Annotated in this window: 18 protein-coding genes; 8 read left to right on the top strand and 10 right to left on the bottom strand. The window is 63.4% G+C overall.

The window, feature by feature from the left end:
- Positions 1 to 46: 46 nt before the first annotated feature.
- Genes QM659_RS00560 through QM659_RS00540 form a run of 5 tightly spaced genes read right to left on the bottom strand, consistent with a single transcriptional unit; the run spans position 47 to position 5,858 of the window.
- Positions 47 to 1,159: an ABC transporter permease gene (locus QM659_RS00560; protein ID WP_210210996.1), complete on the bottom strand. Its 1,113-nt coding sequence runs from the start codon at positions 1,157 to 1,159 to the stop codon at positions 47 to 49.
- Position 1,160: 1 nt separating this feature from the next.
- On the bottom strand, positions 1,161 to 2,360 hold the full coding sequence (locus QM659_RS00555; protein WP_415186981.1) for an ABC transporter permease: 1,200 nt from the start codon (positions 2,358 to 2,360) through the stop codon (positions 1,161 to 1,163).
- On the bottom strand, positions 2,357 to 4,141 hold the full coding sequence (locus QM659_RS00550) for an ATP-binding cassette domain-containing protein (RefSeq protein ID WP_415187031.1): 1,785 nt from the start codon (positions 4,139 to 4,141) through the stop codon (positions 2,357 to 2,359). The genes QM659_RS00555 and QM659_RS00550 overlap by 4 nt, the downstream gene beginning before the upstream one ends.
- Positions 4,142 to 4,155: 14 nt before the next feature.
- Entirely contained in the window at positions 4,156 to 5,166 is a 1,011-nt protein-coding gene (gene hlyD / locus QM659_RS00545; RefSeq protein WP_415186980.1) for a secretion protein HlyD, read from the bottom strand.
- The gene (locus QM659_RS00540) at positions 5,163 to 5,858 is read right to left on the bottom strand and encodes a TetR/AcrR family transcriptional regulator (protein ID WP_303485048.1); all 696 of its coding nucleotides are present in this window, start codon (positions 5,856 to 5,858) and stop codon (positions 5,163 to 5,165) included. Before QM659_RS00540 ends, hlyD begins: the two co-directional genes overlap by 4 nt.
- 181 nt (positions 5,859 to 6,039) lie before the next feature.
- Between QM659_RS00540 and putA the strand changes: the two genes are divergently transcribed.
- Together putA and QM659_RS00530 are read left to right on the top strand one after the other, a co-directional pair.
- Positions 6,040 to 9,678: a bifunctional proline dehydrogenase/L-glutamate gamma-semialdehyde dehydrogenase PutA gene (gene putA, locus QM659_RS00535; RefSeq protein ID WP_415186979.1), complete on the top strand. Its 3,639-nt coding sequence runs from the start codon at positions 6,040 to 6,042 to the stop codon at positions 9,676 to 9,678.
- Between the two features lie 98 nt (positions 9,679 to 9,776).
- Positions 9,777 to 10,952 carry a linear amide C-N hydrolase gene (locus tag QM659_RS00530; RefSeq protein ID WP_415186978.1) on the top strand — a complete coding sequence of 392 codons (1,176 nt, stop codon included), beginning with the start codon at positions 9,777 to 9,779 and terminating at the stop codon, positions 10,950 to 10,952.
- Between the two features lie 54 nt (positions 10,953 to 11,006).
- Here QM659_RS00530 and QM659_RS00525 read toward each other — a convergent pair whose 3' ends face one another.
- Positions 11,007 to 11,540, bottom strand: a complete 534-nt coding sequence (locus QM659_RS00525) for a hypothetical protein (RefSeq protein WP_415186977.1) — start codon at positions 11,538 to 11,540, stop codon at positions 11,007 to 11,009.
- A gap of 251 nt (positions 11,541 to 11,791) precedes the next feature.
- On the opposite strand from QM659_RS00525, the gene QM659_RS00520 reads away from it, so the two are divergent.
- The 5 genes from QM659_RS00520 to QM659_RS00500 all read left to right on the top strand — a co-directional run bounded on the left by QM659_RS00520 (position 11,792) and on the right by QM659_RS00500 (position 18,228).
- Positions 11,792 to 12,586, top strand: coding sequence for a LysE family translocator (locus QM659_RS00520; RefSeq protein ID WP_303485037.1), 795 nt, complete (start codon positions 11,792 to 11,794; stop codon positions 12,584 to 12,586).
- 216 nt (positions 12,587 to 12,802) lie between these two features.
- Positions 12,803 to 14,533 (top strand): heparinase II/III family protein, encoded by a 1,731-nt coding sequence (locus QM659_RS00515; protein WP_415186976.1) that lies wholly within the window; start codon positions 12,803 to 12,805, stop codon positions 14,531 to 14,533.
- A gap of 36 nt (positions 14,534 to 14,569) precedes the next feature.
- Positions 14,570 to 16,177: a bifunctional phosphoribosylaminoimidazolecarboxamide formyltransferase/IMP cyclohydrolase gene (gene purH, locus QM659_RS00510; protein ID WP_127077610.1), complete on the top strand. Its 1,608-nt coding sequence runs from the start codon at positions 14,570 to 14,572 to the stop codon at positions 16,175 to 16,177.
- 285 nt (positions 16,178 to 16,462) lie between these two features.
- Positions 16,463 to 17,113: a helix-turn-helix transcriptional regulator gene (locus QM659_RS00505; protein WP_415186975.1), complete on the top strand. Its 651-nt coding sequence runs from the start codon at positions 16,463 to 16,465 to the stop codon at positions 17,111 to 17,113.
- 251 nt (positions 17,114 to 17,364) lie between these two features.
- Positions 17,365 to 18,228 (top strand): outer membrane protein, encoded by an 864-nt coding sequence (locus tag QM659_RS00500; RefSeq protein WP_415186974.1) that lies wholly within the window; start codon positions 17,365 to 17,367, stop codon positions 18,226 to 18,228.
- Between the two features lie 111 nt (positions 18,229 to 18,339).
- Here QM659_RS00500 and QM659_RS00495 read toward each other — a convergent pair whose 3' ends face one another.
- Both QM659_RS00495 and QM659_RS00490 read right to left on the bottom strand, forming a co-directional pair.
- A complete protein-coding gene (locus QM659_RS00495) occupies positions 18,340 to 18,654 on the bottom strand; it encodes a hypothetical protein (RefSeq protein WP_127077613.1) in 315 nt (104 codons plus the stop codon).
- Between the two features lie 155 nt (positions 18,655 to 18,809).
- Positions 18,810 to 18,980, bottom strand: a complete 171-nt coding sequence (locus QM659_RS00490) for a hypothetical protein (protein WP_415186973.1) — start codon at positions 18,978 to 18,980, stop codon at positions 18,810 to 18,812.
- Between the two features lie 221 nt (positions 18,981 to 19,201).
- On the opposite strand from QM659_RS00490, the gene QM659_RS00485 reads away from it, so the two are divergent.
- Entirely contained in the window at positions 19,202 to 19,519 is a 318-nt protein-coding gene (locus tag QM659_RS00485; RefSeq protein WP_415186972.1) for a hypothetical protein, read from the top strand.
- Positions 19,520 to 19,669: 150 nt separating this feature from the next.
- Here QM659_RS00485 and QM659_RS00480 read toward each other — a convergent pair whose 3' ends face one another.
- Together QM659_RS00480 and QM659_RS00475 are read right to left on the bottom strand one after the other, a co-directional pair.
- A complete protein-coding gene (locus QM659_RS00480; protein ID WP_415186971.1) occupies positions 19,670 to 20,560 on the bottom strand; it encodes a response regulator in 891 nt (296 codons plus the stop codon).
- A 412-nt stretch (positions 20,561 to 20,972) separates the two neighbouring features.
- Positions 20,973 to 22,901, bottom strand: a complete 1,929-nt coding sequence (locus QM659_RS00475) for an ATP-binding protein (protein ID WP_415186970.1) — start codon at positions 22,899 to 22,901, stop codon at positions 20,973 to 20,975.
- Positions 22,902 to 23,215 lie beyond the last annotated feature (314 nt).

Here is a 23,215-nt window from a genome sequence, read left to right as displayed (position 1 = left end):
ATGGATGCGGGTCTGGCGAAAACCACGTTCGGCGCGCGGGACCGGTCTACGAAATTTTCCGCCGGAACAGCCACCCCGCCGCCGTCAAGGTGAAGACCGCGATGAACAGCATCGGCCAGATCCGTTCGGCCACAAGCGCCATCGGCATGTCGCGCAGGAAAACGCCGCGCACGATCACCAGAAAATGCGTGAGCGGGTTCATGAGCGCGACGGGCTGGAGCCAATCCGGCATGTTCTGTACGGGGCTCGTGAAGCCCGACAGCATCATCGCGGGCATCATGTAGACCATCGCGCCCAGCATCGCCTGCTGCTGCGTCGACACGAGCGAGGAAATGAAAAGGCCTACGCCGATGATGGCGAGCAGAAAGACCAGCAGCCCCGCATAGAGCACCAGCGGCGAGCCCAGCATGGGGATATGGAAGAACTGCGTCACGATGAGCATGATCGCGGTTGCGAGCACGAAGCCGACGATGAGCCCCGGCACCGCCTTGCCGATGAGGATTTCATGCGGCTGAAGCGGCGACACGAGAAGCTGCTCGAAAGTGCCGAGTTCGCGCTCGCGCGCCACCGACATCACCATGATCATGAGCACGGTCGTCATTGTGAGCGTCGCAACGAGGCTCGGCACCATGGTTGTGGCATAGTCGCGGTTCGGATTGTACCAGGAACGCTCGACAACGGTGCTGATATCCGGCGGGGCGGTTCCGCCCATCGCCTGATCGATGGCGAACTGGCTCACGATGGTGCCGATATAGCCGTTCAGGATCTGCGCGGTATTCGATTTCCGCCCGTCGAGGATCACCTGCACGGTCGCCGGTTCGCGCGCAGCCACCTGCCGCGAAAAATCCTGCCCGATGCGGACGACGGCGACGACGCGCTGGCTGTCGATGACGGGCACGATTTCGCGATCGCTCTTGAGCCACAGGATCGGCGCGAAAGCGGACGAACGCTCGAAGCGGTTCACAAGCTGACGCGAGGTTTCGCCCCAGTCTTCGTTGAGAACCGCGATGGAGGCATGCTTGACCTCCAGCGTCGCCGCGTAGGCATAGAGAAACACCTGCATCAGCGGCGGTATGATGAACGCGATGCGTGCCTTGGGATCGCGGAAAGCGGCGAGCAGTTCCTTGACGATGAGCGCGAACAGTCTCGGAGGAAGCATGTCAGTCGAGCCTCATTTTCGAGTATCGCGCCGTGAGCAGCATCAGGACGAGGCTCATGAATGCAAGGATCAGGATCGAAGGCACGAGGACCGCGGCCACATCGCCCGCCAGGAAGATCGTCTGAAGACTCCGCACATAGTATTTGGCGGGGATGATCGCCGAAAAGGCCCGCAATGGCCCCGGCATGCTCGAAATCTCGAAGATGAAGCCCGAGAAGAAGAGCGCAGGAAGGAAAGCCGTGATCATGGCGATCTGGCTCGCGAGGAACTGCGACCGCGCTAGCGAGGATATGAGAAGCCCGGAACTGAGCGCCACGAGCAGGAAGGCGGTGGAAGCTCCAAGCAGCGCCAGCACGGAACCGCGCATCGGCACGTCGAACACGAAGATGGCGAACAGCACCGAGACCGTCATCGCGCAGAGCCCAAGCACGAAGTTCGGCACCACCTTGCCCACGAGAAATTCCGTCACGCTCGCGGGCGTGGCCAGCAGCGCCTCGATGGTGCCGCGCTCCCATTCGCGCGCAACCACAAGCGCTGTCAGAAGCGACCCGATCATCATGAGGATCAGCGCGATGGAGCCGGGCACGAGGAAACGGCGGCTCTCAAGCTCGGGGTTGAACCAGAAACGCGGGTCGGTGGAGATGGGCGCGGCGCCTTCCGTGCCGCCTGATACCGCCAACTGTGCCAGCCAGCTTTGCCAGGCGCCCTGCGCGTAACCGTTGACGAGCGAGGCGGTATTCGGGTCCGTGCCATCGGTGATGATCTGAACCGCGGCGGAGTCGCCCCGGCCGATCCGCTCCGAAAAGTCGCCCGAAAGCACGATCACGCCTTCGAGGCGCGAGGCGGTGAGATCGTCGAGAAATTCGCGCCGGTCATGCGCGACCTTCACCCGAAACCATGGCGTGTTGGTGAGCGAAGCCTCGAACCGCGCCGTCTCCGGGGTCGGCTCCTCGATGACAAGGCCGATGCGCATCTTCGTCACGTCGAAGGATACGCCGAAGCCGAACAGGAACAGGAGGAGGATCGGCAGAACCACGGCGATCACGAGGCTGCTCGGATCGCGCACGATTTGCAGCGTCTCCTTGCGGATCAGCGCCTTCATGCGCCGGAAGCGGCCGCTGCGATCGCGGAGCGCGGCATCCGCTTGCTTCGGTGCGACCACGGGGGCCACTTCGCCGGGTCTGTGTTCGAGCGTTGTCATGCCGCCGTCCCGAGGCGCGAATTCGTGCCTTCCGCCCGCTGGCGCTGCCTATCCTGCTCTTCGACGAGCGCGATGAACGCGTCCTCAAGCGTCGGGTTGGGAAGCTCGGCCGTCCTGACCCGCGCCTGCAACGCGTCCGGCGTGTCTAGCGCGATGCAGCGGCCGCGATAGATCAGCGCCACGCGGTCGCAATATTCGGCCTCGTCCATGAAATGCGTCGTCACCATCACGGTCACGCCGCCCGAAACCATGGCGTTGATCGTGCCCCAGAACTCGCGGCGCGTGATCGGGTCCACGCCGGAGGTAGGCTCGTCGAGGAAGAGAACAGGCGGGTTGTGCAGGATCGCCGCCGCGAGCGCGAGGCGCTGCTTGAAGCCGAGCGGCAGTTGTCCCGCATTGGCGGCAAGATGCGGGCCGAGGTCGAACGCGGCGATCGCGCGCTCGATGGCCTCTCGCTTTCCCTGTCCCGTAAGCCCGTAGGCGCCGCCGAAGAAGTCGAGGTTCTGTCGCACGGTCAGATCGCCATAGAGCGAGAATTTCTGCGCCATGTAGCCGAGGCGGGAGCGCGCAGCCGCCGGGGCGCGGTAGAGGTCATAGCCATCGACGCGGGCGGTGCCGGACGTTGGGCGCAGAAGCCCGCACATCATCTTGAAGGTGGTGGACTTGCCCGCCCCATTGGGACCGAGCAGCCCGAAAATCTCGCCGCGCCGGATAGAGAAGGAAATGTTGTCCGCGGCGGTGAAGCTGCCAAACTTGCGTGTCAGGTCCAGCGCTTCGACGGCAGGCCCCTCGCGGTGGCCGATCCGTCCGGCGGACTTCATGTCGCGCGTGCGTTTCGGCTGGCCGCCGAGCATGACGACGAACGCATCCTCGAAGCGCGGTTTCGCGGGCGCGATGGTGATCGGCGCCGCCGTCTCGATCTCCTCGGGCTCAGGCGGCGGCGCGCCTTCCTTGGTAACAAGGCGCACGGCGGCGCCCTGTAACACGCCGTCGATGATGTCGGGCCGCGCCAGCGCGCGTTCGAGCACGACGCGCCGCTCCGCGCCCGCCCCTTCGAGCAGGAACACGCGGTCGCCGATGCGCGCGGTCATCGCCTTCGGCTCGCCCTGATAGAGCAGCTTGCCCTCGTTCAGCACGATGACCTCTGCGCAGTTCTCCGCCTCGTCGAGATAGGCCGTCGTCCAGACGACCGCGACGCCCTCGCCCGTCAGTTCGTGAACCATCTGCCAAAGCTCGCGCCGCGAAATCGGGTCGACGCCCACGCCCGGCTCGTCGAGAAGCAGGATGCGCGGCGCCTTCAGCATGGCGCAGGCAAGCCCGAGCTTCTGCTTCATGCCGCCCGAAAGCGCGCCCGCGAGCCGGTCGGTAAAGCGCGCAAGATCGGTGAAGGCGAGAAGGCGCTTGAACGTGTCCTCGCGCTCCATGCCGACCACGCCGCGAAGGTCTGCATAAAGCGTGAGATTTTCGAGGACTGTCAGATCTTCATAGAGGCCGAAGCGCTGCGGCATGTAGCCGATGGACTGGTGCAGCGCGATCGAGTCGCGGATCGTGTCGAACCCGCAAACTGTGAGCGAGCCCGACGTGGGCGTCAAAAGCCCTGCCATGAGCCGCATCAGTGTGGTCTTGCCCGCGCCATCCGGCCCGGCGACGCCCGTCACCTGCCCGGGCTTGATGGCGAATGAAAGTGTGTCGAGCGCGGGCGGTCCGTCGGGCATGAAGCGTTTGACGAGGTCGCGCGCAATCGCCATCGGCGGGATATCAGGCCCTTCCGCTTCAGTGATGACGCGCCCGGTCGTCATGGCGTGGTGCTCGCAAGAGGCGTCGCCTCGGAGGCGGGCGCAAGCTCCACCGTGACCGGCATGCCCTGGCGCAGTTCTTCATCGTTGCCGTCAACCACGACGCGCAGACGATAGACGAGCGAAGTGCGAAGCTCGTCGGTCTGGACCGTTTTCGGCGTGAACTCGGCCGCCGTCGATATGAAGCCGATCTTTCCCCGATAGACCTTTCCACCCGGCGTGTCGGTGTGAACCGTGACCGGCATGCCCGGCCTGATGCGGCCGAGGTCCGGCTCGGTTACATAGGTGCGAACCCAGACGGGATTGGTCAGGCTCACCACGAAGACGGTCTCGCCCGCCTGCACGATCGCGCCGACCTCGCGAACGCGCGAAAGCACTGTGCCATCGCCGGGCGCGATCAGGTCCGCGTCGGCGAGCTGCCGCTCGATGGTGGCGATGACGGCGTTGCGCTCGTCGAGCTGCGCCTTCGCATAGACGATGTCCTCCTTGCGGTAGCCCGCTTCCTGAAGCCGGAGCGCCTCGCGCGCGGAATTGAGCAGCGCCTCGGCCTGACGCTCCGCCGCCTGCGTGTCGTCGAACACTTTCTGAGACCCTGCGGGCGTCTTGAGCAGCGACTCGGCGCGCTTGCGCGTGATGGTGGCATTCTCAAGCGTCGCCTCGCGCTCGGCCACCGCCGCGCGCGCCTGCGCGATTTCCTCGACCCGGTAGCCCGCCTTGAGCTTCGCGTAGTTCGCCGCCGCCTGATCGGCCTGGGCGCGCATCTGCGCCAGCGTTTCGCGGAAGTAGATCTTTTCGAGCGACGCGAGCGTCTGTCCGGTGCGGACCCTGTCGCCCTCATCGACCGCGAGCGTTTCGATGCGTCCGGCAACCTTGAAGCCGAGGTTGACCTGCCGGACCTCGACATTGCCGTGGAGGCGCAATTCGCCGGTGTCGCGATGGCTCTCCGTGTACCACCAGTAACCGGCGCCCGCCGCGACGACGGCAAGGACGATGAGAAGGATGCGTTTCATTCCGGCTTCTCCTTCACGACAAGCGGTTTGTTTCGCTCCACCAGACCGAGCAGATCGCGGTGAGCGTCGATCGCCGTCGAGACGTCGATCGGATCGAAACGTCCGAATAGCGACCGCCAGATGACAACGCCCAGCAGTGGCCAGAAAAACAGCTGGGGGCATTTTGCCAGCGCGTCGCTACCAAGTTCCCCGCGCTCGAAGCCGCGCGCGGCTACGGCGCGAATTGCCGCGAGCCCGTGCGAAACCACCTCGCGATGATGGAACTCGGCGATGCGCGGAAAGCGCGGGCCTTCCGAGATGAGGAGTTGCAGCATCTTCTCGCGTTCCGTCCCGAGAATTTCGCTCTGAAACAGTAAAAGGATGCGCTCCAGAATGATCGGCGCGGGCACATCGGGCAGCATCGCGATGGCGTTGATCCGCGAAAGCAAGGGACCGGCGAAGCTCAGCAGAAGCTGCTCGAACAGCGCTTCCTTGTCGGGGAAATAGAGGTAGAGCGTGCCCTTCGCCACACCCGCCTTGCGGGCCACATCGTCGAGGCGGGCTGCGGCGAAACCTTTATCGGAGAAGATCTCGAAGGCGGCGGCGAGAATGGCCGCGCGGCGCGCGTCGGCCGATGGCCTTTTTCGCTCCGGCGCGGACTTGTCCCCTTCTGACGGGGAGGCCGTGTCTTCGGGGGGTTCGTCCTGTGCCATGGCAACGCTCAATGTGACTGACTGTTCAGTCATATTATCGTCATTCAGGGTGCAAGCAAATGGCTTTCTCGCCTCGCCGGTCTTGTTGCCTGCGACAAAACATCAAATATCCGAAGCGGTGCTTTGCCGCAGCGCGCCTTGTGCAGCTTCGCGGGCGAAGATCGCGAGCGCGGAGGTCGGCATGAACATCATGAACCAGGTTTTCGATTCCGGGTCTGGGGCCGCTCTTCGTGAGGAAATCCGCAAGGTCACCCGCTTGCCGGAGCCGGAAATTGTTCCGCCACTCGTCAGCCGGGCACGGCTTGATTCCCCCACGGCGGAGAGGGTTGCCGCTCTGGCGCGCCGCCTCGTTGCCGAGCTTCGCGCGGAGAAGAAGGACGGCTTCGGCGTCGAGGCGCTGATGCAGCAATTCGCGCTGTCGACCCGCGAGGGCGTGGCGCTGATGTGCCTTGCCGAGTCGCTGCTTCGCATCCCCGACGCCCGGACGCGCGATCACATCATCCGCGACAAGCTCGCAAAGGGCGACTGGGGAGCGCATGCGGGCAAAAGCTCGTCGTTCTTCGTGAATGCGTCGGCGTGGGGGCTGCTCGTCACCGGGCGGCTCGTCTCCGCGCGTGAAGCGGAGGGCTTCGGCGCCGCGCTCACGCGTGCGATGGCGAAGGGCGGCGAACCCGTGATCCGCAAGGCGCTGGATCTCGCGATGCGCCTCGTCGGCCGCCAGTTCGTCACCGGGCAGACGATCGAGGAAGCGCTCGATCATGCCGCGCCTTTCGAGGCGAAAGGCTTCAGCTATTCCTTCGACATGCTGGGCGAAGCGGCGATGACCGACGCGGACGCGCTCGCCTATCTCGCATCTTACGAACACGCCATCCGCATCATCGGCGAGCGGCGGCGCGGGCGGAGCATTTATGCGGCGCCGGGCATATCGGTGAAGCTGTCGGCGCTGCATCCGCGCTACACCTGCGCGCAGATGGACCGCGTCGGGGCTGAACTTTACCCCCGCCTTCTGCGTCTGGCGACGATGGCGGCGGAGCGCCACATCGGCTTCAACATCGACGCGGAGGAAACCGACCGGCTGGAACCGTCGCTGGATCTTCTGGAACGGCTCGCGTTCGAGCCGGCGCTTCGCGAATGGCAGGGCCTCGGCTTCGTGGTGCAGGCTTACCAGAAACGCGCCGCGCCGGTGATCGACTGGGCGATAGACCTCGCGGAGCGTTCACGCCGCCGCATCATGGTGCGGCTGGTGAAGGGCGCATATTGGGATAGCGAGATCAAGCGCGCGCAGGCGGACGGGCTGGGGGGCTTTCCGGTCTTCACGCGCAAAGCCTATACCGACGTGAGCTATCTCGCCTGCGCCAAGCGGCTGCTTGCGGCAGGCGAACGTGTCTTCCCGCAATTCGCCACACACAACGCGCATACGCTGTCGGCGATCTACCACCTCGCGGCGCCCGATTTCCGCGTCGGCGACTATGAATTTCAGTGCCTGCACGGGATGGGCGAGGCGCTTTACAGCCGCGTCGTCGGCGCGGGGGGACTTGATCGCCCGTGCCGCATCTACGCGCCGGTCGGCACGCATGAAACGCTGCTCGCCTATCTCGTGCGGCGGCTTCTCGAAAATGGCGCGAACTCCTCTTTCGTCCATCAACTCGTCGACGAGCGCGTGAGCGTCGACGACCTCATTGCCGACCCCGTGGAGGAAGCCGCCCGGCTTGGCGGCGCTCCTCATCCCGAAATCGCCGCGCCCGCCGATCTGTTCGCGCCACGCCGGAACTCACGAGGGCTCGATCTTGCGGACGCCGGGGAGCGGGAAGCCTTCGCGCGCGCTATCGAGGCAAGCCGGGCCATGACGCTCCGCGCCGCGCCCACGACATTCCGCGCCGCCCCCATTTCGGCCGACGCGGCGAAAGACGCGGGCCCGCCGCGCGCCATCGTCAATCCGGCCGACCCCGCCGACATCGTGGGTCATGCCGCCGACGCGACCGCCGCCGACATCGAGGCCGCACTCGCGCAAGCCGCCGATGCGGCCCCACGCTGGGCCGCGACGCCCGCAGCAGACCGCGCTTCCATGCTGGAGCGCGCCGCCGACCTGATCGAAAACGCTCGCCTCCGGCTCGGCGCGCTCATCGTTCGCGAGGCGGGCCGCACCATGCCCAACGCCGTCCCGGAAATACGCGAGGCAGCCGATTTCTGCCGTTACTACGCCGCCGACGCGAGGAACCTCGCAGCGGCACCGCTCGGCCCGATTGCATGCATCAGCCCCTGGAATTTCCCGCTCGCCATCTTCACCGGCCAGATCGCGGCGGCGCTCGCGGCGGGCAACACCGTGCTCGCCAAGCCCGCAGAGCAAACCCCGCTCGTCGCCGCCGAAACGTTGCGCATTCTCCACGAAGCGGGCATTCCGCAGGATGTGCTGCACCTCTTGCCCGGCGTTGGCGATGTCGGCGCGGCGCTCGTTTCGGACGCGCGCGTGAGGGGCGTCGTCTTCACCGGCTCGACATCGGTGGCGAAGTCCATCGAACGCACGCTCGCCAAGCGCGGGCCAGTGCCGCTCATCGCCGAGACGGGCGGGCAGAACGCCATGATCGTCGACTCGTCGGCACTGCCCGAGCAGGTGGTGGCGGACGTGCTCGCTTCCGCCTTCGACTCCGCCGGGCAGCGCTGCTCCGCGCTTCGCGTGCTGTGCCTTCAGGACGAAATCGCCGACGACATTCTCGCCATGCTGCAAGGCGCCATGGCCGAGCTTCGCGTGGGCGACCCGGCGAAAATCGAAACGGACATCGGCCCGGTGATCGACGCGGAGGCGCGCGATGCTCTGGCGAACTACATCGAAAAGAAGCGCGACCGCGTGCTCTGCCAGACGCCGGTTCCCGCCGAAGCAAAGGGCACCTTCATCGCGCCGACGCTCATTCGCCTCGACCGCATCGCGGAGCTGAAACGCGAGGTGTTCGGTCCGGTGCTGCACGTGTTGCGCTTCCGCCGCGAGGACATGGCCGCGACGCTCGACGCGGTGAATGCGACCGGCTACGGCCTCACGTTCGGGGTCCATTCGCGCATCGACGAGACGCAAGGCTTCGTTGCGGCGCGCGCCCAAGCGGGCAACATCTATGTGAACCGGAACATGATCGGCGCGGTGGTGGGTTCGCAACCCTTCGGCGGCGAGGGGCTGTCCGGCACCGGGCCGAAAGCGGGCGGGCCGCTTTATCTGCGCAGGCTCGCGAGGGACGCGGCACCGCCCCGGCTTGAAGGCGCACGCGACGAGGAGAAGCTTGCGGCATTCGATGCCCTCGCCACATGGGTCCGGTCCGGCGCGGGCGGCCTCCTCGGCACGTCGGACCGCGCGCTTCTCTCCAGAGTGTTCAGCGTCTATCGCGATGCGACGCCGTTCGCGCGTGAAGTGACCCTCCCCGGCCCTGTCGGCGAGGAAAACCGGCTGCTCTTCCAGCCGCGCGGGCGCGTGCTTGGCGTGGCCGAGACGGTTGTCGAGTTGCTTCACCAGTTCGGCGCCGCACTCGTCACCGGCAACGATTTCGCATCCCTCGACATCAAGGCGGCTCACGCGCTCTGCGATAAGCTACCGGCAGCGCTTACTTCGCGGTGTTCAATGGCGCCCTCGATCCGGGGGTTTGATATTGCGGCGGTTCTCGCCATCGATGAAAGGGGGGCAGAAGCGGCGCGCGCGGCTTCCGAGCGCGAAGGGGCAATCGTGCCCGTGCTGCCTGGTCCGCCCTACCCTCTCACAATGCTGGTTCGTGAGAAGACCGTTTCGACCAACACGGCGGCGGCGGGCGGCAATGCAAGCCTGATGGCGCTCGGCAAATAGCTCGTCGAATCTTATTAAAAGCGACGCTCCGGCACAGGCGGGAGCATTAAGTCATCGGCACTACGCTCCGTCGTTCCGCAGAAATCGGAGTGTGTCTCATGAAACCTCGCGCCCTTGCCCTGCTCGCCGCCGCGTTCGCGCTGACTTCGGCGGGAACGGCGTCTCCCTGCACACGCATCCTGTTCACCGGCGAAGACAAGACCGTTCTTACGGGCCGCACGCTCGACTGGATGGAGGACATGGCGTCCGACCTTTGGGCTTTCCCGGCAGGGCTCGAACGCGACGGCGCCGCCGGACCGCGCTCGCTGAAATGGACCTCGAAATATGGCAGTGTCGTCACCGCGAGCTACAATGCGGGCAGCGGCGACGGCTTGAACGAAAAGGGTCTCGTCGCGAACCTGCTCTATCTCGCTGAGGCGGATTACGGATCGGCGGACGGCCAGAAGCCGCTTCTTTCCAACGTCGCCTGGGCGCAATATGCGCTCGACAATTTCGCGACGGTCTCGGAAGCCGTCGAGGCATTCCGCAAGGAGCCGTTCACCCTTCTCGCGCCGACCTTCCCGAACGGCTCGGCGTCGACCTTGCATCTCTCGCTGTCCGACGCCTCGGGCGATTCCGCGATCTTCGAGTATGTCGGCGGCAAGCTCCTCATTCATCACGGCAAGCAGTACACGGTGATGACGAACTCGCCGACCTACGACAAGCAGCTTGCAATCAACGAATATTGGGAGGATGTCGGCGGCTATGCCTTTCTGCCAGGCACCAGCCGCGCTTCCGATCGTTTCGCGCGCGCCTCGTTCTTCCTGAACCGCCTGCCGAAGAAGATCGACCCGAACTACATCAAGAGCGTGCCGGATCAGAGCTTCGAAAATCAGGCCGCGGCCAGCGTGCTGAGCACGGTGCGCAGCGTCAGCGTGCCGCTCGGCCTTGCCGCGAGCAAGGATGAGCCGAACATCGCCTCCACGATCTGGCGCACGGTGTCGGACCAGAAGGACCGCGTTTACTTCTTCGACTCCGCCACGCGGCCGAACACGTTCTGGGTCTCGCTCGACAAGCTCGACCTGAAGCGCGGCGCGCCCGTCAAGAAGCTCGCGCTGGCGAACGGCGAAGTCTATGCGGGCGAGACGGCGGGCGAATTCAAGGACACAGCGCCGTTCAAGTTCCTTGAGGCGACGGCAACGGCTCGCGCCGATGCTGGCGAGATGCGCAGCGATACCGCCAAGCGGCGGGATGAGCGCCGCGACGAACGTCGACCCGTAGAGCGCGTGCGGTAGGCATTTCGAGCCAGACGAAGCGAGCGGATGCGGAAACCCGCTCGCGTTCAACCTTCAATCCTCCTTCGAGAACGTATGCCAGACGCCATCCGGGCTGATCTCGACCCGATACCAGGCATATTTTCCGGCCGCCGCCATCTCCTTCACGCGGGCGGGCGAGAGGAAGCGGTAGATCTCCACCTCCTGGCTCGGCGTCAGCTTGTCGAGCGAAAGCGCGGCGTGATAGGGCCACACGATCATCTCGTCCTTCGTGCCCGGGTTCTTGATCGCGTAGCCTGTCGTCAGAAGGCTGTATAGGATCGCGAGCATTTCGCGGCCATTGCCATCAGCCGAAGCCCCTTTCAGATAGGCGATCCGGTCCGGCGTGCGCTCCTTCGCGAACACCGGGGGCAGTTCGTTCATGTCGATCGGCAGGCGCAACGCCTCGATGTCGCCGCTGGTCGCTGCCTGCATGATCGCCTGCCGCATGCGCTGCACCGGCTGAGGCAGCCTTGTCGCGTCACGGCCGAATTGCACCTCGGCGGCTGGTTGAGCCGCAGAGGCCGCGCCGGCAGTCTGCGAAAGCGCGGGCAGAGCGGCAAATGGCATCAGCAAAACCGCGAGCGCCACCGCGAACGTCCCCGGCAGCGGACATAAGCGCCCTCTCATCCTAAAGAAAATTGTTTTCGGCGATGCTTTCACGTTCGTCTCCTGTTGCATGACGTCCCCGTTTCACGGCATGCATGTGTGCTTGCGGGCGCGGCGAATCCGGTGTGACCTCGCGGGCGTTTTTGGGCGCGAGAATGGCGGAAACGCTCCTTCTCGTGACACGGGTCTTATCTAGAGCTAGAAGCGGGCCTATGTGGGCAGAGTCGATCATCGATCCGACACGATTTGCCATCATCGGCCTTGTCATCGGCGTGCTGATCGCGGCTCCCGTCGGGCCGGTGAATATCGTGTGCATCCAGCGGACGCTGGAGCGAGGTTTCTGGGGCGGTTTCGCCGCGGGCCTCGGGGCGGTGCTTGCCGACGGGCTCATTGCGTCGGTGGCAGCCTATGGTGCAACCGCGATTTCCGGCTTCATGCGCGAGCACCAACTCAAGATCGAGTTGGTCGGCGGGGTCATCCTCATCGCCTTCGGCCTCAGCATTTATCGCGCGCAACCGACGATCGTGGCCACAGCGACAACCAATATCGCGCGCCTGAGACGGCTTTCGAATACGATCCCGCCCTTTTTCCGGCCTGCGCTTCGCTTTCGCATCTGGCGGATCGTTCCGCATCTCAACATCGTGCCGCAGACATTCTTCCTCACCATCACCAACCCCGGTGCGATCCTCGGTCTGTTCGCGCTGTTCGGCGGCGCCACCTCGATCATGGGCGGCATCGACACCTGGGTGCAGGCCGTAACGGCGGTCACATCCATCATGACGGGAAGCCTGTTGTGGTGGATGGGGCTTTCACGCCTTATCAGCCGCGTGCGCCACAAGCTGACCGAAAGCCGCCTGAAGCGCATCAATCAGGCGTCGGGCGTGGTTCTGGTCATCTTCGGGCTGGCGCTCTTCGCGCAGTTCGCATACGGCCTGGCGGGCCATCGCTTCGGCGATACGGAGCCTTCCGCGATGAATACGCTCCTGATAGCCTTCCCAAGACGTTAGATCAGCCCGCGTTGAAGCGGCTCCGATCTGCAATGAAAGTGCGGGTGAAGATTCAAATCAGGTGGACAACGGGAGAATGTCGTCCGCTTCGACAGACGAATCGTGCATCCGTTTAGCTGATGCTTGAAAAACGCGCTGGTTGTTTGCAGGCTTGGTATAATCAAGCCTTGCTTACGCGAGGGCGGATCGCCTAAAAAGTTAATGATGCCACCTCAGATGTCAGATCAGGCGCGACTTGCCGCGCTCGCCGTGAACAGGGCGGGTCGGTCCGCGATCCGGCTCGCGTTGAAATCGCCTTTCTCGCGCTGGATGTCCGGTGTTCCCGCCGCCTATCACCTTCTCATCCTGCCGCACGATTTGCGCACGGGCGACCCAAGCTTCGCGGTCGAGCTTTACGACGGCTATTTCGGGCTGGCCGGAGCGACCGCGCCCATCGGGTCCGAATCGCCGTTCCGCGTCATGCCGCCGTCGGTTCCATGGCAGAAAGAACTTTACGGCTTCGGCTGGCTTCGCCACCTGCACGCCGCCGAGGACCAGATCGCCCGTGAAAAAGCCCGCAAGCTCACGCTCGACTGGATCGCCTTCGCAAACAGCGCGCCACCGCTCGGCCGCGACCGGGACATCACGGCGCGGCGTGTGATCGCGCTCCTCTCGCACGCGGCCTTCCTGCTCGACGGCGCCGAGCCGGACTTCTACGACGCCGTGATGCGCATGCTGTCGCGCGACCTGCACGATCTGACCGTCGTTTATGGCGATGGCTCAGGCGTGCCGAAGCTCAGGGCGCTGACCGCGATCCTCCTCGCCGGGCTTTGCATCGCGGAACACGAAACCTACCTCACGTCCTATCTGCCCGCGTTCTCGGCGGAACTCGACCGGCAGATCCTCGAAGACGGCGGCCACGTCTCCCGCGACCCGGGCGAACTCATCGAGATCCTGCTCGAACTTTTGCCGCTGAAGCAGTGCTTCGTCGCGCGCCAGCTCGAGCCGCCGGAAAAGCTCTACTCCGCCCTGAAACGCATGCAGGCCATGGTGCGCTTCCTGCGCCTCGGCGACGGCAGCCTCGCGCGGTTCAACGGCATGGGACCGACCTTCCTCGATCAGGTTTCCGCCGTTCTCGCCTATGACGATATGGGTGCCACCTTTCCCGACCTCCACGCGCCGAATTCGGGTTACGCCCGGCTTGCGGCGGGCGACGTCGTCGTGATCGCGGATGCGGGCGCGCCGCCGCCCCTGCATCTCTCGGCGCGGGCGCATGCCGGTTGCGGCGCATTCGAAATGAGCGTCGGAACAGAGCCGCTGATCGCCAATTGCGGAGCACCGCAGGACGAAACGGGCGACTGGTATGTCGTTTCGCGATCCACGGCAGCGCATTCGACGCTCAGCATCGACGATCTGTCGTCTTCGCGGCTCATCAAGGCGCAGGAAAGTTTCGCGGGGCGCGAACTGTTCTGGCTGTCGGGTCCGCGCAGCGTCCAGCACGAGATCATCGAAAACGCGGCCTCCATCGGGGTGCGCATCGGCCATGACGGCTACCGCGAGCGCTTCGGCATGAACCACCGCAGGCAGCTCGCGCTCCACAAATCGGGCCATGAATTTGCCGGCCACGACCAGCTTGTGCCCGCCAACCAGACCGCCATCGAGGCGGATGCCCGCTTCGCGATCCGCTTCCATCTGCATCCGCGTGTCGCGGCGCAGCTTTCGCGCAATACGAATGCCGTCACGCTCACCTTGCCCTCGGGCGCGACGTGGCGCATGGTGGCGGAAGGCGCCGACCTCGACATCGAGGAGAGCATTTTCTTCGCAGATCCGATCTGCCTTAGACGCTCTCTTCAGATCGTCCTCAAGGGACCGTGCTCGGCGGCAACGTCCGTCCATTGGAAATTCGAGAAGGTGGCGCAGCAGCAGAAGCCCGTCATTCAGGGCGCCCATCCCCGCCGTCTCGTCTGATCTTGATCTTCTCTCGCAGCATCACACTTACGAGCCATGTCCGCACAATCCACGAAACCGCAAGTTTTTCCGGTGCGCCGCGCACTCATTTCCGTTTCCGACAAGTCGAACCTTGCGGAATTCGCCAGGAAGCTCGATGCACTCGGCATCGAGATCGTCTCCACGGGTGGCACTGCCGCCTTCCTGCGCGATAATGGCATCGCCGTCGTGTCGGTGTCCGATGTCACGAAATTTCCCGAGATCCTCGAAGGCCGCGTGAAGACGCTGCACCCCGCCATCCACGGCGGCATCCTCGCCAATCTCGAACAGTCGAGCGCGCGCGAGGCGCTGGCACAGCATAACATCGCTCCAATCGGTCTCGTGGTCATCAACCTCTATCCTTTCGAGGAGACGCTCAAGAAACACGCGGCCGACTTCGACACGATGATCGAGAACATCGACGTCGGCGGTCCGGCCATGCTGCGCGCGGCGGCGAAGAACCATAATTGCGTGACGGTCGTCACGGACCCGGCCGATTACGAGGCGGTCGCAGCCGAACTTTCCGGCGAAACGCGCGGCACGAGCGACGCAACGCGCCGCCGCCTCGCGGCCAAGGCTTTCGCGCGCACCGCCGCCTACGACACCGCAATTGCGACCTGGTTCGCCGGGCAGACCGGCTCCGCGGCATCGTCCCACACCATCACGGGCACGCTGAAGCAGAGCCTGCGTTATGGCGAGAACCCGCACCAGAAGGCCGCTCTTTACGAATCGACCGAGCGGAACGGGCCGGGCATCGTCGGCGCCGAGCAGGTGCAGGGCAAGGAACTCTCCTACAACAATCTCACCGACGCCGACGCGGCCTTCGAACTGATTTCGGAGTTTCCGAGCGGCGAGCCTGCGGTGGCCATCGTCAAGCATGCCAATCCGTGCGGCGTGGCGCTGGGCTCGTCACTCGTCGAAGCGTACAGGAAGGCGCTGGCCTGCGATCCGGTCAGCGCATTCGGTGGCATCGTCGCGTTGAACGGACGTCTCGAAGAAGATGCTGCCCGCGAAATCCTCAAGATCTTCACCGAAGTCGTGATCGTGCCGGAGGCGTCCGACGCGGCGCGCGCGGCATTCGCCGCAAAGCCGAACGTGCGGCTTCTGGTGACGGGCGGCTTGTTACCGGTGGCGCGTCAGCCCTATTTCCGCTCGGTCGCCGGCGGTTTCCTCGTGCAGGATGCGGATGTCGGCGGCTTCGAGGGCAAGACGCTGCGGACCGTCACGAAACGTGAACCGTCCGAAGTCGAGCGCGCCAACATGGTTTTCGCCATGCGCGTCACGAAGCATGTGAAGTCGAACGCCATCGTGTTTGCGAAGGACGGCGCGACGATCGGCATCGGCGCAGGCCAGATGAGCCGGGTGGACAGCGTTCGCCTCGCCGTGTGGAAGGCGCGCGAAGCGGCCGAGCACGCCGGAAAAAATCCCGACGAGGCGTTGAAAGACACCGCCGTCGCTTCGGACGCTTTCTTCCCCTTCGCCGACGGTCTGCTCGCCGCTGCCGACGCGGGCGCGACGTCGATCATTCAGCCGGGCGGCTCCATGCGCGACGAGGAAGTGATCCGCGCCGCCGATGAACGCGGCCTCGCCATGGTGTTTACGGGCGTGCGACACTTCCGGCACTGATCGCCAGCGGTCCGCGCTCGCGCAATCGCAGTCACTCTCGATATCTTCGCTGCCTCGCATGCCCGCGCATGCGAGGCAGTTCGGTTTTATGCGAGATGCTAAATTTTGGTGAAAAGTTTCGCGACCGGGCGGTTTTGCGAAACCTGCCCTTATTCGCAACGCTGCTCGGTTTTTTGAAGCTTGCGCTTGAGAGTGTTTTCTTTTTTTATCATTGATGGCCGTGATCAATTGTCTCGCGCCATTTTTGTAACTTGTTTCCCGGCAGTTTCAACCTAAGTGCCTAGGTTGCATGCTTCAGCACTAACGGTGTTTGATCCTTTGATTGATGTCTCTCTCGATTCCCTTTTGGGGTCCGCCCTCGACCAGTTTAACGCAGGGTTCGCCGCTTCGCTCGCCAATGGCGAAGTCGTCCATGCGAACGCGGCTGCGCGTTCCATGGCCGACGCGGGCTGGCCTATTCGGATCGAAAACGGTCGCTTGCGCGCGGAGGACGCCGCGCGCACCGCGCTGCTGTTGAGGGCGATTTTCGAAGCGGCGCAGGCGGCATCACGGGCGAGCGAAAAGCCGTTCGATCGAGAGTTGTCCCTCTCGTCGCCTCTCAATCGAGGCGCCATCGCCATTGCCATGATCCGTCCACTCGACGCACAACTCGATGGTCGGCCTATGGTGGCGATCCACATAGCCACTTACCCCGCGCAGAGCAATAGCGCCCTGCCAGTCGTTACGCAATGCTACGGTCTGACCAAGGCCGAGGCGCGGGCGCTCGAACACTTCGCGAAAGGGTGCTCAGTTACGGAGGCGGCGGCGGCGCTGTCACTCTCCGTCAACACCGTGAAGACGCATCTGCAGAATATTTTCGCCAAGACGGGCGCCTCCCGGCAGAAAGATCTGATGAAGATCGTAGATGATCTCCGGTCTCCCCTCGCTCATTTCTGACGCCAGAAAGCAACCTACAATCATTCTTGCGTGCACCGCCCGTCACTGTTGCGAGAAATCAACAAAGCCGCACGGCCGGCAACAGCAAACCATTGCAGCAAAAGATCTTTTCTTCGCCATGACAGAAGGTGGCACCTGTAAAAACCTCAATTCACTAAAAATACAACTTTAAGTTTAGCTTGTTTGCGAGTATCGCAAGAAAAGGCGTTCGGCGTTGATTCTACTGGCAACTCAAGCGAGAGAAGAGAGAAATGGCTCTCAAGCATACGATTCTGGCAGGCGCCGCCGCACTTGGCGCAGCGGCAATCGCTGCGCTCCCGGCCCATGCAGACGGCATCCCCGCCAGCTACAAGGATATTGCGCCACCGCCGCCGCTTTGGACGGGTTTCTATGTCGGCGCGCATCTGGGCGGCGGCTGGACCGATATCGACCTGGGCCGAAACCACTATGACTATTGGCGGGATGCGGACAATTTTACCCGCTACGACTACAATGGCGGCTTGAGTGGATCGGGCATCTTCGGTGGCCTGACCCTTGGCTATAATTGGCAGTTTGGCCAATGCTGCAACTACGTCTACGGCATCGAACTCGACATCGGCGGCTGGCGTGATGACGCGAGCAAGACGTTCTACATCGATGACGACCGTGGCGGCCTCGATCCCAACGCCTCCACTCGCATCCGCTTCACGAGCAAGGGCGGCTTCTACGGCGACATCACGGGGCGCCTCGGCTATGCAGCGGGCAATACGCTGATTTACGCGAAGGGCGGCTTCGCGTGGCTCAACAACTCGGTGCGCGCCGGTATTCTCCGCGAAAACGGCAACGCCTACAATTACGACTGGAGTTCCACGACCGACAACGGCAATACGCTTGCCGGTTGGACCGTCGGCGGCGGCCTTGAATACAAGTGGAATTACAATTGGTCCGTGAAGGCCGAATATCTGTACTTCAATTTCGGCGAGCCGAACGTCGGCGGCGCGTGCTGCTATACATATCCTGGGGAAACGTTCAGCCGCTATAAAGCAGACTTTAAGGACATCGGCGATCTGACGGCCAACTCGTTCAAGCTCGGCGTGAACTATGCCGTCTTCACGCCCCCGGCTCCGCTGAAGTAGCGATCGCGGGTACAACGCGCAAATTCTACCGGGCGCCGTGGGTCTTTGACGCGCGGCGCTTTTCTGTCGCGAAGATCAGCCTGTCTGCGCCAGATCGAGGAGGAAAATCGATCAGTCGCTGACGATTTCGGGCGGCGGCTCCCGGTGACCCGCCAAATAGAGAAGCGCCCCGAAGACGCCGAAAAGAAGGAAGATCGGAAGCACAAGGAGCGGTTCCACAACCCCGTTCCAGAGGTATGAGGGCGCGTTATCGAGAAAAAACCGCTGCACTGCTTCATGAGTATCGGGAGCGCGATCAAGTTGCGCCGAGAGCGATGTGAGAGGCAAGGCACGGCCCGGACTGCCGACCAGCCGGATGCCGTCGTAGACGAGCGCGGCGAAAGCGCCGATCAACAGCGTCAATCCTGACACACGTAAAAACAGCATCGCTTCCATCCTGATCTGGCCAGTTTTGTAATGCCGACGGGCAAAGGACGCAACCGCCGGGACACACTGGTGTTTGTTAAGAATATCCCACGATTTAAGTAAACTGATGCACTCCGCACCCGGCCTTGAAGCCAGGCCGCTGGCTGCGGCGCAGGTCAGTTTATCGAATTTGTCGGGGCGACTGCGAGCTTCAATGCGAGCCATTCGTAAGCCTGCGCCATGTCTTCGAGGGCGTTCTTCAGCCAGATTTCGTCAAGCGTTTCAGCCTGTGCGCGCGTCTCTTTCGCGCGGCGAATGAGGGTGTCGGGCGTATGCTCTTTCGACATTGTCTTCATCCTCCCTTTGAAGGGCGCATGCTGCACCCATCTTGACGCGCGCAAAAGCGCGATGTGAATAAATCGTTAAGAGCTTCGACGCGGAAAGCGCTCCCGGCCTTGAGCGCAGCTTCTGCAGGCACGAATTCATGTAATACAACTTTAGCGACAATCTGTACAAAACGCTTCGGAGCATGTTAGGTAAACAACAGCAATTGCGAGCGAGGGAAAAAATGCGCAAAGTTGCTTTTGCAGGTCTGGCCGCCATCGCGGTCTCTCTTTGGATGCCGGCGCAGGTTTGGGCGTGGTCGACCGAACCCGTCCAGCAGAACAGTGACGCCGCAGCCGCTCTCAACGACGACGACAAGCTGAAAGCGCTTCAGGACAAGGTCGACGGCAAGAGCGAATTCAAGAGCGGTTTCTACGTTTCGGGCGGCGCGACCAGCGGCCTGTCCGAGAGCCCCTTCGGCTTCCAGCAGCAGAACCCGGCGAACAGCGGGGTGCCTTACGGCTATTCGCCGATGCCCGGTTTTCGCGGTATTTCTCGCTGAAGCCATCGCAGCTTCGGGTGATCGCCTGCGCCGCGCCGAAAAGCGCGGCGTTTTCATGCGTGCATAGCGCAGGCGCGGCGCTCTTGCCCCGGCTTCCACAGCGTCGTGCCGCAAGCGGCTTTCGACATGGCGCTGTTGCTCTCGGCGCTTCTACGCTTCGTCCGCGATGAATGTGCAGACCACCTCGTTGCCGCAGCCGATATAGTCCAGCGAACTGAAAGACATCCTGCGTGCCGTGGCGATCCCGCGACCGTGCGGATGCGTGGCCCGTTCGGGGCTTATATCGAGATAGGGCCGCCAGTCGAACCCGGCCCCCTGGTCGCGAATGCGCACCCTAAGCGTCTTGCTGTCCGTCTCGAAGCTCAGCCAGGCCCATTTCTCGCGGTTCTCCGGCAGGGCAAGCCGATGCTCGATTTCCTCCTGCAGGCGCCCTTGAAGCATGAGGCGCGTCTTTTCCCGATAGGTGATGCCGAGATTGCCGTGCTCGATCGCGTTTGAAAGCATTTCGTGCAGGCCGTAAATGGCCGCTTCGGGCTCGGGGAAACAATTGGCGATGAGGAAAGCGAGGCTGCGCGCCTCCTGCGGGGTACGGAAGCGAAAGCGAGCCTGTTCAAGAAGTCCCATCAAGGTGCGATGCTGTGCGACCTCCTCGCGAAGCCGCCGCTTCTGCGCGGCATCCCGAAGTGCGGCGCCGACGATGGCGAGAAGCATCTGATCTTCATAAGGCTTTGTGAGATAGTAATAGACCCCCGCCCTGATGCCCTGAAGGATCTGGTCGCGTGCCGTCGCGCCCGTCTGCATGATCACCGGAATATCGGCAAGGTGCGCATCCTTCTTCACCGCTCTCAGCACTTCGATACCGCTCATGCGCGGCATCATGCGGTCAAGCAGCACGGCATCGATACCGGGCGTGTCGTGAAGACGCTTGAGCGCGGTGTCGCCGTCGTCGGCCTCCACGACATCGTAGCCGCCTTCGCAAAGAAGCTCGCGCAGGATGTCCCGATTCAGCGCATCGTCGTCGACATAAAGGATCTTGCGCATATGAAATCCGCGAACCAGCGATGATGTCCGAAGGCGGGTCGCCCTCAGTCTAAGGAACTACAAAAAACTGAAGACGCCCTGAAGGGTTCCATGGATTGAGCGAACGATGCGAGGAATGGCTCGGATGGCGCGGGGAGCACGCGTTTGATGCCGTCCCAGCCTCTTCCGGCCGTTCGCCCCCGATATCCTGCGCCGTGCGCGGAAACGATCGTCTTGCCAGATCGACAGGCCGAGCGCGGTTCCCCCCGATCAGGCAGAGTGAGCCACTGTTCGCCGGGTGAGCGACTCTCCCGCGACGGCATGGCTGCTGACTGCTTCGGGATAGCGGGTCCAACCATTTCCGTAAGAAACGGATGAAAATAGAAAGCTTGGAGAAAGCAACTTCACCGATAAATCTGCGCCTGACCCGAGATTAGTCGCCCTCGCGCGGGGAGTTTTCAGGGCTTGCTGCCGGTTCTCCCGGACGGGATGCGGCAACCCGACTGTCGCGGCCTCTCGGGATCATGAAATGGATTGAGGCCCCCGATTCCGAAGGGGCCGCCCAGATGCGGCCGCTGTGCAGCCGAACGATTTCCCGGCATATCGTCAAACCGAGCCCCGAGCCGCCGGCTCCCGTATCCGTCTTGCTGCTTTGGGTGAACTTGTCGAACACGCGATCGAGTTCTCCTTCCGGGATGCCGATACCGTGGTCCTTTATGTGACAGTGAATGGCCTCGCTGCCGTCCGGCATGACTGCGTCGGCGAATGTGACCGTGATGGTTGCGCCCCTTGGAGAAAACTTGATCGCGTTTGAAAACAGATTGACGAAAACCTGCATCATGCGCCGCGCATCGAACACCGCCTCAACGTCGCCGGTTTGCGCCTCAAAACTCAAGCAGAGAGCCTTGTCTTCGACAAGTGAGCCGAGTTCGACCCCGGCTTTGCGGGCCACACTCATCAGGCTTCCGCGCTCCTTGTGCAGATCCGACCAGGCCGATTCGAGCTTCGACAGATCGAGCAGCGCATTCAGCATGCCAAGCAGGCGCTCGCCCGCTGTCTGTATGTTCGTCAGGCACTTCTCCAGCCGGGCCTGATCTCCTCCGCGCGCCGCCTTCAACCCGAACGAGCCGTAGTTCAGGATCGCGTGCATCGGCGTCCGGAACTCGTGGCTCATATTCATGAGAAACGCGGTCTTCAGCCGGTTGGCCTCGTCGGCTTGTTCCTTCGCCGCTTCCAGTTCGGCGTTGATGTTTTGAAGCCGCCCGCGCTCTGCCGCCAGAGCCGCGCTCGTTCGACCAAGCTGGCGGTGACGGCGTCGCAGGCTATCGTTTGCCAGCGCGAGCCTGCGGCTTCCATCGTAAAGAGCGACTTCCCGTTCCACGCGACGACCGATCTCCCGAACGAGAACCCAGCTCAGCGTGAGGAGGAGAGCCAGAACACCAGCGCACAGCACCCCCAGCTTCGCCACGCTGCTGTCGACGGACGCATAAACGTCCCGCTCGGCGATGCTGGACATGACGAGAAGCGGATAGTCGCCAACCTTGCGCCAGCGGAAAAAGGTGTCGGAACCGTCCAGCGGATTACGGGCGCGTTTGAGCCCGGCGTCCTGACCGCCCGTAAGAGCCTGCAAGTCAGGGTACACCGCTCCCAGAAGCGCACGGTCGGACTCCTGCCAGTTCGCAAAGGAGGCACGGATAACACCATCGGTGCCCAGAACCATCAGGCTGCCGCTCTTGCCGAGGTTGATCGATCGCTGAAGCGTCGTCAGCGATTCCGGCGAAAGCGAGAAAACGATAATGCCCGCAAGCTTTCCGTCCGGGCCCTCCACCCGGTCCGTGATCTGGATCGTCCACTGCCGCGAGATGCGGCCAATCACCGGCTTCCCGAAATAAAGCCCCGGCCGACCCTCCAAATGGACGCGTATGTGGTCGCGGTCAGACAAGTCTACCGGCTGCGGGTTCTGGCTGAGAGACGACGAAAGCAGCTTTCCTTCCGGCCCGACGAAAGAGATCTGCACCGTGGTTGAGGCCGTGGCCAGGGCCGGAAGGTACGTTCGCCAGTCGGCGAGGTTGAGGCTGGTTCCCTGCGCTGCGAGTTTCGGCTTCAGGAATCGGATCGCGCTCGCAACCATCTCGACGTTCAGGCGCGCCTGCTCTTCGAAAGCGGCCGAGAGGGTCGAGACATCGTTCCAGGCCCGGCTCTCCGCATAGGAACGCGCCTCGTTCACGACAGCGCAGAAAAAAAGGATGGTGCCTATCACCACACCGCATGCGGAGATCGCGACCGCAAGCCTCAGCTTGGCGCCCGAACGCCGTATGCGGTGGCGCCTGTCAAGCCTGAGACCGTGCCGCTTACCAGCCATGGTGTGTAATTCGAGACTTGAGGGTATATTTCGCGTCCGCTGTCAGGGAGGATCGATTGAGGCGGGCACGTGCAAGGGAAGACGAATGAAAGGATCGGTCACAACGTCCGGCGGCTGGCTCGCACGCGCTCGCCGGATGCGGTCTGCAACCTCCGAAAGACGGGATCGATTGCGTCGAAGCGCGGCGCGCCCCACAGGAATGTCGCCGTAGCGGGCAGCGGCCGTGGCGGCCACTCGCCACGCATTCCGAAGCTGGCCGAGGCGTGTTCAAGCTTCGCTCCGAAGCGACGCCGGGTCGGCTCGATCTCGTGGTC

This window comes from Rhodomicrobium sp., from assembly GCF_047605405.1.
GTDB lineage: Bacteria > Pseudomonadota > Alphaproteobacteria > Rhizobiales > Rhodomicrobiaceae > Rhodomicrobium > Rhodomicrobium lacus.
This window is presented reverse-complemented; position numbering and strand designations above follow the sequence as displayed.

Bases quoted from the DNA above. Each gene is read 5' to 3' on its own strand.
- QM659_RS00525 (WP_415186977.1), bottom strand. From the start codon at position 11,540: ATGCCATTTGCCGCTCTGCCCGCGCTTTCGCAGACTGCCGGCGCGGCC.
- hlyD (WP_415186980.1), bottom strand. From the start codon at position 5,166: ATGAAACGCATCCTTCTCATCGTCCTTGCCGTCGTCGCGGCGGGCGCC.
- QM659_RS00490 (WP_415186973.1), bottom strand. From the start codon at position 18,980: ATGTCGAAAGAGCATACGCCCGACACCCTCATTCGCCGCGCGAAAGAG.
- QM659_RS00540 (WP_303485048.1), bottom strand. From the start codon at position 5,858: ATGGCACAGGACGAACCCCCCGAAGACACGGCCTCCCCGTCAGAAGGG.
- QM659_RS00480 (WP_415186971.1), bottom strand. From the start codon at position 20,560: ATGCGCAAGATCCTTTATGTCGACGACGATGCGCTGAATCGGGACATC.
- QM659_RS00500 (WP_415186974.1), top strand. From the start codon at position 17,365: ATGGCTCTCAAGCATACGATTCTGGCAGGCGCCGCCGCACTTGGCGCA.
- QM659_RS00520 (WP_303485037.1), top strand. From the start codon at position 11,792: ATGTGGGCAGAGTCGATCATCGATCCGACACGATTTGCCATCATCGGC.
- QM659_RS00560 (WP_210210996.1), bottom strand. From the start codon at position 1,159: ATGCTTCCTCCGAGACTGTTCGCGCTCATCGTCAAGGAACTGCTCGCC.
- QM659_RS00530 (WP_415186978.1), top strand. From the start codon at position 9,777: ATGAAACCTCGCGCCCTTGCCCTGCTCGCCGCCGCGTTCGCGCTGACT.
- QM659_RS00515 (WP_415186976.1), top strand. From the start codon at position 12,803: ATGTCAGATCAGGCGCGACTTGCCGCGCTCGCCGTGAACAGGGCGGGT.
- QM659_RS00485 (WP_415186972.1), top strand. From the start codon at position 19,202: ATGCGCAAAGTTGCTTTTGCAGGTCTGGCCGCCATCGCGGTCTCTCTT.
- purH (WP_127077610.1), top strand. From the start codon at position 14,570: ATGTCCGCACAATCCACGAAACCGCAAGTTTTTCCGGTGCGCCGCGCA.
- QM659_RS00555 (WP_415186981.1), bottom strand. From the start codon at position 2,360: ATGACAACGCTCGAACACAGACCCGGCGAAGTGGCCCCCGTGGTCGCA.
- putA (WP_415186979.1), top strand. From the start codon at position 6,040: ATGAACATCATGAACCAGGTTTTCGATTCCGGGTCTGGGGCCGCTCTT.
- QM659_RS00475 (WP_415186970.1), bottom strand. From the start codon at position 22,901: ATGGCTGGTAAGCGGCACGGTCTCAGGCTTGACAGGCGCCACCGCATA.
- QM659_RS00495 (WP_127077613.1), bottom strand. From the start codon at position 18,654: ATGCTGTTTTTACGTGTGTCAGGATTGACGCTGTTGATCGGCGCTTTC.